This window comes from Streptomyces sp. NPDC051064 (genome assembly GCF_044455985.1).
Lineage (GTDB): Bacteria > Actinomycetota > Actinomycetes > Streptomycetales > Streptomycetaceae > Streptomyces.
In genome coordinates, this window is the sequence record NZ_JBITFK010000005.1 from 441,369 (window position 1) to 457,082 (window position 15,714).

The 15,714-nt window shown below is 70.0% G+C and carries 13 protein-coding genes and 1 pseudogene; 7 read left to right on the top strand and 7 right to left on the bottom strand.

Annotated features, from left to right (window positions below):
• Positions 1–253: 253 nt before the first annotated feature.
• Genes ACIBCU_RS20205 through ACIBCU_RS20215 form a run of 3 tightly spaced genes read left to right on the top strand, consistent with a single transcriptional unit; the run spans position 254 to position 3,327 of the window.
• The gene (locus ACIBCU_RS20205) at positions 254–1,636 is read left to right on the top strand and encodes an MFS transporter (protein ID WP_399232830.1); all 1,383 of its coding nucleotides are present in this window, start codon (positions 254–256) and stop codon (positions 1,634–1,636) included.
• A gap of 18 nt (positions 1,637–1,654) precedes the next feature.
• On the top strand, positions 1,655–2,518 hold the full coding sequence (locus tag ACIBCU_RS20210; RefSeq protein WP_362931134.1) for a hypothetical protein: 864 nt from the start codon (positions 1,655–1,657) through the stop codon (positions 2,516–2,518).
• Positions 2,515–3,327: an HpcH/HpaI aldolase/citrate lyase family protein gene (locus ACIBCU_RS20215; RefSeq protein ID WP_399232832.1), complete on the top strand. Its 813-nt coding sequence runs from the start codon at positions 2,515–2,517 to the stop codon at positions 3,325–3,327. The genes ACIBCU_RS20210 and ACIBCU_RS20215 overlap by 4 nt, the downstream gene beginning before the upstream one ends.
• A gap of 202 nt (positions 3,328–3,529) precedes the next feature.
• Here the strand turns inward: ACIBCU_RS20215 and ACIBCU_RS20220 are convergent.
• Positions 3,530–3,902 (bottom strand): annotated as a pseudogene (locus ACIBCU_RS20220) (alcohol dehydrogenase catalytic domain-containing protein); the annotation flags it as partial.
• A 110-nt stretch (positions 3,903–4,012) separates the two neighbouring features.
• Between ACIBCU_RS20220 and ACIBCU_RS20225 the strand changes: the two are divergent.
• From ACIBCU_RS20225 to glpK, 3 genes are all read left to right on the top strand, one after another.
• Positions 4,013–4,675 (top strand): TetR/AcrR family transcriptional regulator, encoded by a 663-nt coding sequence (locus ACIBCU_RS20225; protein WP_362931130.1) that lies wholly within the window; start codon positions 4,013–4,015, stop codon positions 4,673–4,675.
• Between the two features lie 380 nt (positions 4,676–5,055).
• Positions 5,056–5,904, top strand: a complete 849-nt coding sequence (locus ACIBCU_RS20230; protein WP_362931128.1) for an MIP/aquaporin family protein — start codon at positions 5,056–5,058, stop codon at positions 5,902–5,904.
• A 24-nt stretch (positions 5,905–5,928) separates the two neighbouring features.
• Positions 5,929–7,446: a glycerol kinase GlpK gene (gene glpK / locus ACIBCU_RS20235; RefSeq protein ID WP_399232835.1), complete on the top strand. Its 1,518-nt coding sequence runs from the start codon at positions 5,929–5,931 to the stop codon at positions 7,444–7,446.
• A gap of 700 nt (positions 7,447–8,146) precedes the next feature.
• On the opposite strand, the gene ACIBCU_RS20240 is transcribed toward glpK, so the two are convergent.
• The 3 genes from ACIBCU_RS20240 to ACIBCU_RS20250 form a co-directional block, all read right to left on the bottom strand.
• Entirely contained in the window at positions 8,147–8,863 is a 717-nt protein-coding gene (locus ACIBCU_RS20240) for a type 1 glutamine amidotransferase domain-containing protein (protein ID WP_399232838.1), read from the bottom strand.
• A 220-nt stretch (positions 8,864–9,083) separates the two neighbouring features.
• Positions 9,084–9,767, bottom strand: a complete 684-nt coding sequence (locus tag ACIBCU_RS20245; protein WP_399232840.1) for an alpha/beta fold hydrolase — start codon at positions 9,765–9,767, stop codon at positions 9,084–9,086.
• A gap of 314 nt (positions 9,768–10,081) precedes the next feature.
• Complete coding sequence (locus ACIBCU_RS20250; protein ID WP_399232842.1) at positions 10,082–10,693, bottom strand: helix-turn-helix domain-containing protein; 612 nt, start codon at positions 10,691–10,693, stop codon at positions 10,082–10,084.
• Positions 10,694–10,833: 140 nt separating this feature from the next.
• Between ACIBCU_RS20250 and ACIBCU_RS20255 the strand changes: the two genes are divergently transcribed.
• Positions 10,834–11,820 (top strand): alpha/beta fold hydrolase, encoded by a 987-nt coding sequence (locus tag ACIBCU_RS20255; protein ID WP_399232844.1) that lies wholly within the window; start codon positions 10,834–10,836, stop codon positions 11,818–11,820.
• A gap of 126 nt (positions 11,821–11,946) precedes the next feature.
• Here ACIBCU_RS20255 and ACIBCU_RS20260 read toward each other — a convergent pair whose 3' ends face one another.
• The 3 genes from ACIBCU_RS20260 to ACIBCU_RS20270 form a co-directional block, all read right to left on the bottom strand.
• On the bottom strand, positions 11,947–12,375 hold the full coding sequence (locus ACIBCU_RS20260; protein WP_399232847.1) for a nuclear transport factor 2 family protein: 429 nt from the start codon (positions 12,373–12,375) through the stop codon (positions 11,947–11,949).
• A gap of 248 nt (positions 12,376–12,623) precedes the next feature.
• Entirely contained in the window at positions 12,624–13,055 is a 432-nt protein-coding gene (locus ACIBCU_RS20265) for an Rrf2 family transcriptional regulator (RefSeq protein WP_362931114.1), read from the bottom strand.
• A 605-nt stretch (positions 13,056–13,660) separates the two neighbouring features.
• The gene (locus ACIBCU_RS20270; protein WP_362931112.1) at positions 13,661–15,085 is read right to left on the bottom strand and encodes a non-reducing end alpha-L-arabinofuranosidase family hydrolase; all 1,425 of its coding nucleotides are present in this window, start codon (positions 15,083–15,085) and stop codon (positions 13,661–13,663) included.
• Between the last annotated feature and the right edge of the window lie 629 nt (positions 15,086–15,714).

Consider the following 15,714-nt stretch of genomic DNA (forward strand, 5'->3'; position numbering starts at 1 on the left):
GTCATGCGGTCGAGTCATGCACGCATCACGGATTTCTATTGTTCTTCCGCGCCGATCAGCACTCATGATGTGTGGCACGTGAGCCGCCGAGCACATGGAGTCGCCACGGACGAGCCGGATCCAGGCAACCGCCCCCTCCGGCGGGAGCCCTCGGCGCACGACACGTATCTCACCGACCACCCCCTTCTTTCCCGCGCCGAAGGGCCGCCCGAGCCGCAGCACCACCTGGGCGACGAAAGCAACGGAGCTCCTCATGCCCCAGAGCCGCACACCCGCACTCCCCGCCCCCGACCGCTCCCGCGTCACCGCGAACGTCGTACGCGGCTGTCTCGGCAACCTCGTCGAGTGGTACGACTGGTTCGCCTACGCCACCTTCAGCATCTACTTCGCGTCGGTTTTCTTCCCCGAGGGCGACCGGACGGCCCAGCTGCTCTCCACAGCCGTCGTCTTCGCCGTCGGTTTCTTCATGCGCCCACTCGGCGGCTGGCTGCTCGGCGCGTACGCGGACCGGTTCGGCCGGCGCCGCGCGCTGACCCTGTCGGTGACCCTCATGAGTGCCGGATCCCTGACCATCGCCCTCGCCCCCGGACACGAGGCCATCGGCCTCTGGGCCCCTGCCCTGCTGATCCTGGCCCGGCTGGCGCAAGGCCTGTCCGTGGGTGGGGAGTTCGGCTCCAGCGCCTCGTACCTATCCGAGGTCGCTCCCGAGGGACGGCGCGGCTTCTACTCCAGCTTCCAGTACGTCTCCATCGTGATGGGCCAGCTGGCCGCGCTGCTCGTGGCGATCGTCCTGCAGAACCTGCTCACCGAGGACCAGCTGCACAGCTGGGGATGGCGCATCCCCTTCGTGATCGGCGCCGTGGCCGGTCTGGTCGTGATGTATCTGCGCCGCACCATGGAGGAGTCCGAGCACTTCGAGAAGGAGCAGGCGCGCACCGCCAGGCAGCGTGACGAGCCCGGAACCCCTGAACGCAAGGGCCTCGTCGCCCTGTTCGCCGAGTACCCGCGCCAGCTCCTCGCCGTCTTCGGCCTCGCCATCGGCGGCACCGTCGCCTTCTACACGTACACGACGTATCTGCAGAAGTACCTGGTCAACACCGCCGGCATCCCCCAGTCGACCGTCACCCTGATCGGCTTCGCCGCGCTGTTCGTCTACATGCTGATGCAGCCTGCCGTGGGCGCCCTGTCCGACCGCATCGGCCGCCGCCCCGTCATGTTCGCCTTCGCCGGCGGCTGCATGCTGCTGACGGTGCCGCTCATGACGCTCCTCGGCCGCACCACCAATCCTTGGATCGCCTTCCTCCTCATGACCGTGGCCCTGACCTTCGTCACCGGCTACTCCGCCCTGGCCGCCATCATCAAGGCGGAGATGTTCCCCACGAAGGTCCGGGCCCTCGGCGTCGGCCTGCCGCACGCCCTGGTCACCGCCACCTTCGGCGGGCTGACCGAGCCCATCGCACTCGCCCTCAAGGACGGCGGCCAGGAGAACCTCTTCTTCTGGTACGTCACCGGATGCGTCGGCCTGACCTTCCTGGCGACCCTTCTCGTACGGGAACCGTCCCGCGCCTCCCATCTCGACGCCACGGAGGCACCCGCCGGCGCCCCGCGACCGTCGAAGACCGCACCACTCGCCTGAAACCCGAGGTCCGATTCCATGCAGCCCGCCCCCCTCAGCTCCTACGTCGAGACCTGGCACCCCGGGCCCGTCACGGCCCACGACCCGATGGACCCGGGCCCCACCGCCGCCGTCTCCGCCCTGCTGGACCTGCCCGGGCCGGCGGCCAAGGCCGGTGACCCCGTGCCGCCGCTGTGGCAGTGGTTCCACTTCCTGCACTGGCCCGCCCAGCACGAGCTGGGCCCGGACGGGCACCTGCGCGACGCGCGTTTCCTCCCGCCGCTCCCCGACCGCCAGCGCATGTTCGCCGGCGGGCGCTGCCGGTTCGTCCGGCCCCTGCGCCTGGGCGAGCCGGCCGAACGCGTCAGCAGCCTGGGCTCGGTGACGCCGAAACACGGCCGCAGCGGAGAGCTGCTCTTCGTGACGGAACGCCAGGAGTTCCGTCAGTTCGGCCGCACCTGCCTGGTCGAGGAACAGGACATCGTCTACCGGTCCGGGCGCGGCAGCGTGCAGCACCCGGCCGCCGCCGACGACCGCACGGCACCGGACGCGGAGGAACCCTGGCAGCTCCGCCTCCAGCCGGACCCGACGCTGCTGTTCCGGCTGAGCGCGCTCACGGCCAACGCGCACCGCATCCACTACGACGCCCCGTACTGCCGTGAGACGGAGGGCTATCCGGGCCTCGTCGTCCACGGCCCGCTGCTCGCCCTGCTCATGCTGGAGGTGGTCAGGCGTGAGGCCCCCGGCCGCCAGGTGGGCACGCTCTCCTTCAAGCTGCTGCGGCCGGCGTTCGCGGGCGAGCACCTCCTCGCGGAGGGCGGCCTCTCGGGCGCGGGTGCCCGACTGCGCACCGCCACCCACCGCGACGCGCGCCACGCCACCGCCGAGGTGACCTTCGCATGAACACGCACACCCGGATCGCGGCCGCCCGCACCCTGCTCTTCGTACCGGGTCACCGCCCCGACCGCTTCGACAAGGCCGCGAGCTCCGGCGCCGACCTCGTCATCGTGGACCTGGAGGACGCGGTCGCCGCCGAGGACAAGGACCGGGCCCGCCGGGCCGCCGCCGAGTGGCCGGCGCTCGGGGGCCGTACGGTCGTACGCGTCAACGCGCCCGGCACCCCGTGGTTCGAGGCGGACCTGCGCATGGCTGCCGGTCTCGGCTGCCTGGTGATGGTGCCGAAGGCCGAGGACCCGGCGGTCCTCGCGGAGATCGCCGCCCGCTGCACGCTGATCGCCCTCATCGAGACGGCGCTCGGCGCCGAGCGGGCGTACGAGGTGTGTTCGGTGCCGGGCGTCGTCCGCGCCGCGTTCGGCAACGTGGACCTCGCCGCGCAGCTCGGCGTCGCCCACGACGACACCCTCGCCCTGATCCACGCCCGCTCCCGTCTCGTCCTGGCGTCGGCGGCAGCGGGTATCAGCCCACCGGTGGACGGCGTCACGACCGCGGTGCGGGACGTCGACGCGCTGGCCGCGGACACGGCACACGCCCGCCGGCTCGGCTTCTCGGGCAAGCTCTGCGTCCATCCGGCGCAGATCGCACCGGCAGCCGCCGGTTTCGCCCCGACGGAGAGCGAACTGCGCTGGGCACGGGCGGTCCTGGGTGCGGGGGAGGCGGTCACGACCGTCGACGGGCATATGGTCGACAAGCCGGTCCTGGAGCGCGCCCGCCGGATCCTGGCGCGGTCCGCGGAACCCGGAACCGCCGGGTGACCGACGCAGGCCGTGCTCGGCTGAAGCTCGCGCTCGCCGACGACAAGTGGGCCATCGACGGCACCCTGTTCACCTTCGGCGGGCAGCGCTGATTCGTCTGGTCCGGCTGGGCCGGCGAAGGCTTCACGGACGACGGCGACCACGATGGCCTGCGGGTCGGAGGAATGTGGGTAGCTCGAGGGAGCGGCGATCCCCGCCACCCGTCGACCCCGTCCGGCGCGCGCTGCCGGATCCGGCCGTACAGGTCGGGGTCGCGGTAGTCGACAGGGGTCGCGCCCAGCTCGCGCACAGTCTCGTGGTGACGCTTCGAGGCCGTACCGATCACCGTGATGCCCGGTGGCGGTGACCGTGCCCACGAGGTCGTAGCCGGGCACGAAGGGGAACGGCGGCTGGTCGTAGTACTTCCCGCGCCGCATCTGCTGTTCGGCGAACGCGACGCCGGTCGCGTTCATCGCCAGGAGAACCTGCCCTTCGGCGGGGGCCGGAAGGTCACGGGTGCGGAGCTCGAGGCCGTCCGGCTCGACGGTGCCGGGCAGGACAACTTCAGTGACACGGGTGATGGCTGTGCTGGTCATGGTGGAACTCCCTGACACTTCGCCCGTTTACTTACAACCGTAAACCTACAAGTGCCAGCCGAAGCTCGCAAGGGCCTGCCGCAGTAAACTTCACTGTGTAAGGTGACAGCATGGAGCACACCGGAACAGCCGCCTCATCCACACCTGGACCGGCACGCGCGCGCAACCGCCGCGGCGAGGGCGGTCGCCTGCGCGGCGACATCATCGCCGCCGCAGTGGAGCTGCTCGACGAGGCCGGCGACGAACGCGCCATCACCCTGCGGTCGGTCGCACGCAAAGTGGGGATCGCCGCCCCGTCGATCTACCCGCACTTCCCCGACCAGCCGGCCATCATGCTCGCCGTCGTGCGCCAGGAGTTCACCGGACTGGAGAACAAACTGCGCTCCATACTGGGCGAGACCGACGACGACCCGCGGCAGCGCCTGTACGCCGTGTGCAACACCTATCTCGAATTCGCCCGGCTCCACCCCGAGCGCTACCGCACGATGTTCGGCGGGCTCTGGGTGCCGGACCTCGACGACAGCTCGCTGACCAAGCAGGATCTGGCAACTCTCGGCATGGAGACCATGCAGATCCTGGTCGACACCCTCGGCGACTGCGTCGCCGGCGGTTACTCCACCAGTACGGACCCCTCCGCCGACGCGGTCGCGCTCTGGCTGGGCCTGCACGGACTCGCCCACCAGCGCGCCGTGACCCGCGCCTTCCCCTGGCCGGAAGACATCGAGGACCGCATCATCACCACACTCGCGCACCTGGACACCGCCGACGCATGAGCCCCGCCGGAGCGAGCAGGGCGGCACTCTCCACCGGCTCCTCCGAGCCTGCGTCCCGCCTCGCCGAGCCCGAACCTCCTCGGTGCGAGGCCGTGGCCATAGCCCTTGCGAGCAGCGACGTCGGCGAGAGAGCCGGATGCCCACAAGGAGGCCCGCAGCCGCCGTAGTCGATCCAGCACATCGGCTCCGCCGCCGTTCCGTGCCATGACTCCGGGCACTGCCCGGCACTCCACCCGACGGTGGAGCCCGCCGCACCCGCCTCTACGGAATACGCCGGGATGCATTCATCCCGATATGCGCCTTTATGCGAGGCGCCTTAGCCTGCTCATATTGCCAGGTGAAAGTCGACAGCCGGCCCGGCCGGCGGAGGGCGAGCTTCCATGGCCGAGCGCCGTGCAGGGTCCGTTTTGCTGGGCGAGTTGTCAGCAGAGTTCGTGGGCACGATGATCCTCATCCTCTTCGGATGCGGTGTGGTCGCCCAAGTGGCGGCGGGCGGCGCACTGACCGATCCGCCCGGCGGTCTCGGGGACCACGACAGCATCGCCTGGGCCTGGGGCCTGGGTGTCACCTTGGGCGTCTACGTCGCGGCGCGGCTGAGCGGGGCCCATCTCAATCCCGCGGTGACCGTCTCACTCGCCGCGTTCAAGGGCTTCCCGTGGAGCAAGGTGGCTCCGTACGCGCTCGCCCAGACGGCCGGAGCGTTCGTGGCCGCCCTCCTCGTGCGCTGGAACTACAGCGAGGCGCTGGCGAAGGCCGACCCCGGGCACACCGTCAAGACACAGACCGTGTTCTCCACGCTCCCGGCCAACGGCAACCCCGCCCTGCCGGTTCACGAATGGGGCGCCTTCCGCGACCAGGTCATCGGCACCGCCATCCTGCTGTTGCTGATCATGGCCATCACCGACATGCTGAACACCCCGCCGGGCGCGAATCTGGCCCCGTTCGTCATCGGCCTGGTCGTGGTCGCGATCGGAATGGCGTGGGGGACCAACGCGGGCTACGCGATCAACCCGGCCCGTGACTTCGGCCCCCGGCTGGCGAGCTTCATCACCGGGTACAACGGAGCATGGCGGGACCAGTACGGCAATCTCTACTTCTGGGTACCCATCGTCGGCCCCCTGGTCGGCGGGCTGCTCGGCGCGGGTCTGTACAAGGGGCTCGTCGGCCGGTTCCTGCCGGCCGCCGAGCCCGAACCACCGGGACGGGTCCCGGTGAGCGAAGACCGATAACACCGGCCGGAGAGGTGGCACATCATGGCGGACTTCATCGGTGCGGTGGATCAGGGAACCACCAGCACCCGATTCATGGTCTTCGACCACGGCGGCAACGAAGTCGCCAAGCACCAGCTGGAACACGCCCAGATCCTCCCCCGCTCCGGCTGGGTGGAGCACGACCCGGTGGAGATCTGGGAGCGCACCAACTCGGTGATGCAGAACGCCCTGCGCTACGGCGGCCTGTCGCCCCAGGACCTGGCGGCGATCGGCATCACCAACCAGCGTGAGACCACGGTGGTCTGGGACCCGCGCAACGGGCGGCCCTACTACAACGCGATCGTCTGGCAGGACACCCGGACGGACGCCATCGCGGCGAACCTCGAACGCACGGGCCAGGGCGAGGTCATCCGCCGTAAGGCCGGGCTGCCCCCTGCCACCTACTTCTCCGCTGGCAAGATCCAGTGGATCCTGGAGAACGTCGACGGTGTACGGGAAGCGGCGGAGGCGGGCCACGCCCTCTTCGGCAACACGGACGCCTGGGTCCTGTGGAACCTGACGGGCGGCCCCGACGGCGGCATCCACGCCACCGACGTGACCAACGCGAGCCGCACCATGCTGATGAACCTGGAAACCCTCGACTGGGACGACGAACTCCTGGGCTTCTTCGGCATCCCTCGGGCGATGCTGCCCACGATCAACCCCTCGTCGCACCCGGAAGCCTTCGGCGCGACACGCACGTCCCGGCCTCTGCGCGCCGCCGTACCCATCGGCGGGGTCCTCGGCGATCAGCAGGCGGCGACGGTGGGACAGGTCTGCTTCTCCCCCGGCGAGGCCAAGAACACCTACGGCACGGGCAACTTCCTGTTGCTCAACACCGGCACGGAGCTGGTCCGTTCCCAGCACGGTCTCCTCACCACCGTGGCCTACCAGTTCGGCGACAGCCCCGTGGTCTACGCGCTGGAAGGATCCATCGCGGTGACCGGCTCCGCGGTGCAGTGGCTGCGCGACCAGATGAAGATCATCAAGACCGCAGCCGAGAGCGAGGATCTCGCCCGTACGGTCGACGACAACGGCGGTATGTACTTCGTCCCCGCCTTCTCGGGCCTGTTCGCCCCCTACTGGCGCTCCGATGCCCGGGGAGCGATCGTCGGCCTGGCCAGGTACAACGACAACGCGCACCTGGCACGAGCCACCCTGGAAGCCATCTGCTACCAGAGCCGCGATGTGGTCGAGGCCATGGAACAGGACTCCGGCGTCCACCTCGATGTGCTCAGGGTCGACGGCGGTGTCACCGCCAACAACCTCTGCATGCAGATCCAGGCAGACGTCCTCGGCGTCCCCGTGAGCCGTCCCGTCGTCGCGGAGACGACCGCCCTCGGCGCGGCCTACGCGGCCGGACTGGCGACGGGCTTCTGGCGGGACACCGACGAACTGCGCACCCACTGGCACGAGTCCGAACGGTGGGAGCCCCAGTGGTCCGACCTACAGCGCGCGGACGGTTACGCGGGCTGGAAGATGGCCGTGGAACGCACTCTGGACTGGGTGAAGGTCCCCTGAGCGTCGGGCCGCTGCCGAGAGATGCGCGGAGGGCCCGGTCGCCCCTCATGGTCACTCTTCCGGGCCCTCGATGAGCTGCTCCGTCCAGATGGTCTTGCCTGAGGCGGTGTACCGGCTGCCCCAGCGGTGGGTGAGCTGGGCGACGAGGAACAGCCCCCGGCACGGAACACAAGCTCGTCGAGCCCGCGCCGGGTCAGCTGGCCGGCCGTCTCGGCCCGGGCATCCGCGACCCGCTCCATGTCCGCGGGATACTCCCACGCGGCCACCGCCCCTCCGGCCGAAGCCCGTACGCGCGCCACCAACAGTGCCGCGTCGTCGTCCGGCGGCTCGTCGAGGATGGGGGCGAGGAGGGCCTGCCCCAGATCCTGCACCCGCAGCGGGTGCCGCCCACCGCGTTGCGGGCCCGGCCCCGAACCGCTCGGCGACGGCATCACGCGCACCGTCCTGGGCGAGTGAGCCGGCCAGGAACGCGAGGACTCACTCGTCGATCGCTCCCGGGCTGCGGTCACGCCGGCTGCGTCCCCTGCGTATCGGTATCTCTCCCGGGACCGTGCGCGCGCAGCCCCTGCCGGATCTCCCCGGTCATTGTCCGCAGCCCCTGCGTGTCCGCCTTTCGGCCGAGCCCACCCGTGAAGACGCGCACAGCCGCCCGCCGGCCACGCGCGCCGGGAGGTCAGCGCGTCTCTCAGCTGCCCGGCCCTTACGGGGTCGCCGGCGCAGGACTGGCGAGTTTCTTGAGCAACTCGGCGGCGAGCGAACCCGATGAGGCGGGGTTCTGGCCGGTGACGACGTTGCGGTCGACCTGGACGTGCGGCGCCCACGGCTCGCACACCTCGACCTTCAGACCCGCTTCGGTGAGCCGGTCCTGCAGCAGCCACCTCGCTGTGTCGGCGTTTCCGGCCAGCCGCTCCTCGGTGTTACTGAAGGCGGTGATCCGGTAGCCGGCGTAAGCGTTCGTCCCGTCCTCCTTGACCGCGGCCAGCAGCGCGGCCGGACCGTGGCACACCACGCCGACCGGAAGGCCGGACTCCACCGCCTGGGTGAGGATGCGGCCGGAGTCGGCGTCGACCGCCAGGTCCTCCATCGGGCCCTGCCCGCCGGGAACGTACACCGCGTCGAAGTCCCCCACCCGCACCTCGGAGAGCGCCGACGGGCTACCGAACTCCGCAGCGCCTTCCACCACGGCCCGGACCGCGGCGGCGTTCTCTTCACCGCCGTTGGCCCCGGCGCCGAGACTGGCCGGGTCCACCGGCGGCACCACTCCGCCCGGAGTGGCCACGGTGATCTCGTGGCCCGCGGCCTTGAACGCCTCGTACGGGATGACCGCCTCGTCGGCCCAGAAACCGGTGCGTTTCTTGCCACCGTCGGCCAGCGTCCGCTGGTCAGCACCGGTCATCACAAAAAGAATCTTCGCCATGTGCTCTCCTGGAAGGGTTGCGCTCCGCGTGGTCACCTCCCGCGACGGAGGCCGTCGCCGGGCAGCACCGTGGCGACTCCCCCGACGTTAGACCTGTACGCCGTGGGAGTACCAACAGTGTTACCGATCCGGGCCATCGGAACTCCGAATGGAAACGATCGGCACCGTGCACCGCATGGCCCGGGCCGCGAGATCGTGACGCCCGCCGGCGCCGCGGAATCTAGGAGTTGGCGGCCTTTGCGAGGACGCGGGCGAGTTCGCGGGGGCGGGTGACCATCGGCCAATGGCCGGAGTCGAGGTCCACGTACTCGAGGTCGGTGACGCGGGCGAGCTCAGGACTCTCACCGGCGGCGATCCACTTCTCGGCCTGGGCAGGCGTGAATTCAGGGCAGACAACCACAACGGGTACGTCGAAGCGGCGCTCGTTGGTCAAGCGTACGACTCCCCTGGCGACCGCCTCGGGGACAGGAACGGCGGCGGCCGCGAAGCGGTCCCGGGTGTACTGGTCCAGGTCGGCGGCGTCCGCGCCCTCGAAGGGGGCCCAGCCCGGGAAGGGCATGGCGCCGCCCTCGATCGCGAAGTGATCGGCGTAGGACCGCCCTTCGTCGGCGGGGAAGCCGCCGATCAGGGCGACCTTGGCCACCTTCTCCGGTCGTGCGTCGGCGGCCAGCCAGGCCAGGGTTGATGCTGCGGAGTGCCCTGCCACCAAAGGCGTTCCGGGCGCCGCGTCGACTGCGGCAACCACTGCTTCCAGCTGGTCGTCAAGTGTCGCGGAGGCGGCGCCGTCGCCCTGGCCCGGAAGGGTGAGCGGCACGGGATGATGCCCGAGCGCGGTGAGTTCGGGCACGACGTCGTCCCAGGCGGATCCGTCGAGCCACAAGCCGCCGATGAGCAGAATGTCCATGGTGGTTCTCCCGCAGTGAGCCGCATCTGGATGCCGTCACGCTACCGGGAGGCTCTGACACCGAGGTCCGGCCGGAATGCGGTCCTCGAAAACGGCGACCCGGCCCGACCCGACCCGGCGGACCCACGCGGCACCGCACCCGGAGCCGCTCAGCGAGGACGCCGCCACGAAGAGCAGGTCAGGCCGCGGGGTTCCGTCGGCGTCGATCGGTGCGCGCCGCCTCAGTCCTGCAGCGCTGAGGATCGTCGTTGCAACCCTGCGGCCGCTGCACGACGCTGAGCGGCACCGGGTCCGGAGCCTCACGGGGCTGTGCGCTACCGGGCCCCGCGGCCGGGTGCCGGCGGGGTCCGCGGCCGCAGTCGTTCGCCCTGCGGCCCGAACAGGATCAGGTACTCGACCGGCTCGCCGGGGCCGGCGTTCGCCACCCCGTGCAGGGTGCGGGTATCGAACTCGGCGACGTCCCCGGCGGCCAGGACAAGATCCTGGTCGCCGAGCGCGAGCCACAGTCGCCCGTACAGAACGCACAGCCACTCGTAGCCCTCGTGGGAGACCTGCCGGGGCCGCGCGGGCGATTCCTCGACGGCGGGCAGCACATGCTTGTGGGCGTGCAGGCCGCCGACGTACCGGGTGAGCGGCAGCACCGCCTTGTCGTCCCCGAAGCTGTGCAGCGCCGTGCTGCGGCGCGCGACCGCGGGGGAGGGAGCGGTACCGGCCAGCTCATCCAGGGAGACGCCGTACTCCTTCGCCAGCTGCAGCACGACCTCCAGGGTGGGCTTGCGCCGACCGGTCTCGATCCGCGACAGCGTGCTCGACGAGATGCCGGTCGCACGGCTGATACCGGCGAGCGTGGCGCCGTGCTGCTCGCGCGCGGCTCGCAGTCCGGGTCCAATCGCCGCCATCGTGCCGTCCAGGTCGTCGCCCGACATCGTTCCCGCTCCTCTCAGCCACACCGCTCATCCGCCCTGCGCTGCGATCTTGCCAGAATGGCAACGCTGATCGCCTCGGGAGGCCGCCGCGCCGCATGATCGACAGGTAGCCGCGTCCGCCCGCTAACCGAGGAGAAGCCATGCAGCCCGAACCGACTGCCGAGTTCCGCCACCGCACCATCGAGACGCCGGCCGGGCGCATCCACCTGGTCGAGCAGGGCACCGGCCCGCTGGTCCTGCTCGTACACGGCTTCCCCGAGTCCTGGTACTCCTGGCGCCACCAGATCCCGGCCCTCGCCGCCGCCGGCTACCGGGCGGTGGCGATCGACGTGCGCGGCTACGGCCGCTCCTCCAAGCCCGCCGCGACCGACGCCTACCGGATGCTCGACCTGGTGCGGGACAACGTGGCCGCGGTGCGCGCCCTCGGCGAGGAGAGCGCGGTGGTCATCGGCCACGACTGGGGATCCAACATCGCCGCCTCCTCCGCACTGCTCCACCCCGAAGTCTTCCGCGCCGTCGGCCTGCTGAGCGTCCCCTACGCGCCGCCGGGCGGTCCCCGCCCCACCGACATCTTCGGCCAGATCGGCGGCCCTGAGCAGGAGTTCTACGTCTCGTACTTCCAGGAGCCCGGCCGCGCCGAGGCGGAGATCGAGCCCGACGTCCGGGGCTGGCTCGCCGGCTTCTACGCGGCGCTGTCCGCCGACACCATGTCCGCCCAGGGCGACACCGACCCGCACTTCGTCACCCACGGCGGCCGGCTGCGCGACCGCTTCCCCGCAGGCAAGCTTCCCGCCTGGCTGGGTGAGGACGACCTGGACGTCTACGCGGCGGAGTTCGAGCGCACCGGCCTGACCGGCGCTCTCAACCGCTACCGCAACATGGACCGCGACTGGGAAGACCTCGCCCCTCACCGCGGAGCCCCGGTCACGCAGCCGTCCCTGTTCATCGGCGGCACCCTCGACGCCTCCACCACCTGGATGGCCGACGCCATCGACGCCTACCCCACCACCCTCCCCGCCCTGTCCGCCTCCCACCTGCTGGAAGGCTGCGGCCACTGGATCCAGCAGGAACGCCCCGCTGAGGTCAACCGCCTGCTGACCGACTGGCTCACCGCCCTCCAGGGCTGAACCGGACACCACGCGCAGCCGCCTGTCGATCACGACGCCGTGTGCCAGGCTTCTCCTGCGAAGTCGTGGCAGCACCCTTCCCGTTGATGCATGCCGAACCGGTAGCGCCCGTGCGCGTGGGCACGTTCAGCTCCCGGTCGGGACCATGGCCTGTGCGACGGTAAGGGTGTCCTCGAACAGATGAAGGCGTTCGATGCGCCCGTCACGGACCGTGAGACGGAAGGCCACGGGGGTCGTGAAGCGGCGTCCGGTCGACTTGACCGTGTGCGTGAACCGGCCGAAGAGGGCAGCCTCGTCGCCGTCCACGAGGATGTGGCCGATCTCTGATTCGCTCGCGCCCTCGACGAAGACCGGCCACAGGGTGCGGAAGTACGCGGAGACCTCTTCGCGACGGGACCGCACACCCGTCCAGGGGAGGCTGCTGTCGCCGGGGACGAACCAGTCGATGTCATCGGCGAACAGGCCGGCCAGGCCCTCGGCGTCTCCGGCTGCCAGCAGGGCGAGGAAGCGGCTGATGGTGTCCCGCACCGTGCAGGTCGGGGAAGTTGCGGACATGTCGGCTCCTTGGAGAGTGATGAGCATGGTGGGGGGTACCGCGGCAGCTTCGGCTTTCAGAGCTGGGTGGCGCCACCGTCGACGAGCAGTGCCGCGCCGGTGGTGAAGGTGTTCTCGCCGCCGGCCACCTACCGGGCTGTCGCGGCGACCTCCTCGAGGCGCCCCAGCGGGGTAGGTGCCGCGCTCTCGGCCACGTCGGGCCGGCCGTCGACCGGGCGACGCCCCGCAGGGGACGACGAAAGCCGAAGCTAGGTGGCGGCGAGCACGTCCCGGAGCACGTCCCCCAGCGTGGTCTTCGCAAGCTCCCTACGCAGGGCGGCCTCCACGTCGCCGTACACGGCGGTCATCACGGGACCGATCCCCCGGCCCACGACACACTCAGGGTCAGGCGCCGAGCGGTGCAGCGCGAAGACCGATCCCGGCTCGACCGCCTCGTAGACGTCGAGCAGAGTGATCATCTCCGGCTCCCGGGAGAGCATCCACCCCGCCCCCGCACCGCGCCGCGAGTCAGCGAGGCCGGCCTTGCGCAGCTCCGCCAGCAATCGCCGAATGACGACCGCATTGGTGTTGACGCTCGTCGCGATCTGCTCCGAGGTCGCCACCTCGTGGCCACGGCGCTGATACAAGCCGATCCACGCCAGGGCATGAGCCGCAACGGTCAGCCTGCTGTTCGCACTCATCCTCACCACCTCGGTCGTAACATTAACCGTTACGTCAAAGTGGGCGCAAGTACTCCACGTCACTCCGTCGGGTCATGACATGACGGCAGTGCGCTCGCCGGCGCGCCGGCCTGGTCGATCAGCGGATGCGCCCTGGCCGGCCCGGGCCTGCGCGCCGTTGTGGACGCGAACATCAGCGCGCGACCGGCAAGGCCGCTCCGGCGGACGCGGCAGCCATGTGCGTCGGCGCGTTCTTCGGCCACGGCTTCACCAGGGGCCCGGCCATGGCGGCGGCAGGGAGCGCCGAAGGAGCGTCAGGGGTGAGTGAACGGGTTCACGCTTCCCTCAGCCGCCTCCGGGGAGACGGCGTGGGAAAGCTGGCTCGCGTGACCGTCGGGGCCGACAAATGGTTCCGGCAACCGCGGCGAGCCACGCCGCCCACCCGGCAGGCGTGGCAGGCGCTCCCGCGAGCCCGCAATGGGAGGTGAGAGGAACCCCGGCCGCCACACGGCCGGGGTTCCTCGATGCGGTGGTGCCGGTCAGCAGGTGGGCCCGGCCCCGCGGTGAAGCGCTCGCCCACACGCCTGCAGACCGCACCACATCACGGTCACCGTGAATCGGGAAGATCAGCGTTGCAGGGTGAGGACGCCCGGCCGCCACGGCAGTCGGTTGTATTCGCCGCCCGCGTTGGGGTCCTTGCCCTGGTAGAGGAACTGCAGTTTGCAGGGATCGATGGTCATGGTCTGGTCGGGGTTGTCGCGGACCAAGTCACCGTGGCTGATGTCATTGGTCCAGGTGGCTCCGCTGTTGGCCTTACCCGCGAAGGGGTTGCTCTCACTGGCGGCCTGCGGGGTCCACGACCCGTTCAGGCTGGAGGCCGTGAAGGAGCGGAAGTAGCGCCCGTTCGCGCCCATCGCCTCGACGATCATGAGGTACTGGTTCTGGCCTTGGACCTTGTAGACCTGTACGCCCTCGAAGAGGTTGGCCTTCGTGTCGCTCATGATCGTCGTGTACGACGAGCCGAAGTTGCCCGGGAAGTTCCCGATCGGCATGCTCGCCCGGTAGATCTTGCCGTTGTCACCGGCGAAGAACAGGTACATGTTCTGGCCGTCGGCGATCAGGGTCTGGTCGATCGGGCCGGTGTCGGAGCCGGAGAGGCTGCCGGTGAACAGCGCCTGGGGCGAGGACCAGCCGTTGGCGTTGGTGGGGTCGCTCGACGTTCGGTACATGAAGGCCGCCGAACCCCACTGGTACGCCAGCACCCAGATGTTCTTGGGTGCGAAGTAGAACAGCGTGGGCGCCACCGCACCCTGGCTCATCCCGGTCTGGCCGGCCGACCCCATGTCGGACCAGTTCGTGAACGGACTGAACATCATCGAACCGTACGACGATCCCGACACGTTCGACGCGTAGACCAGGTGCCTGCCGTTGTGCGTCACGGTGGTGAAATCCTTCACCGCGGCCCACCCGTTCGCCGGCTGCGCGAGCACACCCGTCGACGTCCAGCGGTACGTCGACGGAAGAGAACACGTGCCGTCCGTCGGCGGCGTCCCGGTCAGACCGGTCCACTTCTGGTTGCTGCCGCCGTTGCACGTCCACAGTTGCACCGCCGTGCCGTTGGCCGTACCGGCGCCCGCGGCCTCCAGGCACAGCCCGGACTCCACGCCGACGACCGTGCCGTCGGAGTTCACCCGCCACTGCTGGTTCGCACCGCCGGAACAGCTCCAGATCTGCACCCGGGTGCCGGCCGTCGTGGCGTGGCCCGGAACATCCAGGCACTTGTTGCCGTAGACGGTCAGCTGGTTGGCGTCCGTCAACGTCCACTGCTGGTTGGTTCCGTTCCAGCAGTCGTAGATCTGCGGGTACGTGCCGTCGGTCTGGACGGCGCCCGGCACATCGAGACACCGGCCCGAACCGGCACCGCGCAAGGCGCCACTGGCAGCCGCCTGAGCCGGGGTGGCGACGAGCATCGCCGCCAACGCGGCCAGGGCCGCGACCGCGGCGGCGAGCACCGCAGACGGATGCCTGCGGCTGAAATTTCCTCTGTGCATGGGGACTTCCTCAGCCTTGAGTAGACGGTTCCGGTTCGCCTCGTCAAAGGTCGCCCGGACTGTCGGCGTGGTGCGGTGTGCAGCGGTCTGCGAGCACCACGGCATACCGCTTGTGACTTCCCGGTCGGAATAGATTGGCGAGGTCATGACATATGCATGCGGGCCTTGCGGTACTGCGTTCGGGCGGCGCGACCCGGTATTGCCCTGCTGTGCGATGGAGTGACTCGGCGCGTTCGGCATATCGAACAAGGGTCGAAGTGTCGAGCGCCCTTAATGATAGGGAGCCGGCGAAGGGCGTCAATACTTCTCGCATGTGTCGCTACCGATGCCGAAACAATTGCGGGATCCCGCGCACGAAACGTCGCACGTCACACTCGACACCGTGCCGCCCACTGCCGCCTTGCCGCAGCTACGAGACCCGTCCAGCCGGCGCGACATCGTGGATCAGCTGATCGATGGCCGGCAGGACCTGCCGGCCCACCGGCCGCGCTGCGCAGACCTGGCGGGATCGACCACCTTCGGGGCCAAGGCGCGATGCGGGGCGACGCGTTCGCGAGCTCTTGACCCAAATCCCATTCCGAAAGTTTCGGAAGCGAAACAGAAACTCTTCTGCGGAAGTCTTGACGATG

Excerpts from the sequence above, each read along its gene's own strand:
- ACIBCU_RS20205 (WP_399232830.1), top strand. The coding sequence starts at position 254 with ATGCCCCAGAGCCGCACACCCGCACTCCCCGCCCCCGACCGCTCCCGC.
- ACIBCU_RS20210 (WP_362931134.1), top strand. The coding sequence starts at position 1,655 with ATGCAGCCCGCCCCCCTCAGCTCCTACGTCGAGACCTGGCACCCCGGG.
- ACIBCU_RS20215 (WP_399232832.1), top strand. The coding sequence starts at position 2,515 with ATGAACACGCACACCCGGATCGCGGCCGCCCGCACCCTGCTCTTCGTA.
- ACIBCU_RS20225 (WP_362931130.1), top strand. The coding sequence starts at position 4,013 with ATGGAGCACACCGGAACAGCCGCCTCATCCACACCTGGACCGGCACGC.
- ACIBCU_RS20230 (WP_362931128.1), top strand. The coding sequence starts at position 5,056 with ATGGCCGAGCGCCGTGCAGGGTCCGTTTTGCTGGGCGAGTTGTCAGCA.
- glpK (WP_399232835.1), top strand. The coding sequence starts at position 5,929 with ATGGCGGACTTCATCGGTGCGGTGGATCAGGGAACCACCAGCACCCGA.
- ACIBCU_RS20240 (WP_399232838.1), bottom strand. The coding sequence starts at position 8,863 with ATGGCGAAGATTCTTTTTGTGATGACCGGTGCTGACCAGCGGACGCTG.
- ACIBCU_RS20245 (WP_399232840.1), bottom strand. The coding sequence starts at position 9,767 with ATGGACATTCTGCTCATCGGCGGCTTGTGGCTCGACGGATCCGCCTGG.
- ACIBCU_RS20250 (WP_399232842.1), bottom strand. The coding sequence starts at position 10,693 with ATGTCGGGCGACGACCTGGACGGCACGATGGCGGCGATTGGACCCGGA.
- ACIBCU_RS20255 (WP_399232844.1), top strand. The coding sequence starts at position 10,834 with ATGCAGCCCGAACCGACTGCCGAGTTCCGCCACCGCACCATCGAGACG.
- ACIBCU_RS20260 (WP_399232847.1), bottom strand. The coding sequence starts at position 12,375 with ATGTCCGCAACTTCCCCGACCTGCACGGTGCGGGACACCATCAGCCGC.
- ACIBCU_RS20265 (WP_362931114.1), bottom strand. The coding sequence starts at position 13,055 with ATGAGTGCGAACAGCAGGCTGACCGTTGCGGCTCATGCCCTGGCGTGG.
- ACIBCU_RS20270 (WP_362931112.1), bottom strand. The coding sequence starts at position 15,085 with ATGCACAGAGGAAATTTCAGCCGCAGGCATCCGTCTGCGGTGCTCGCC.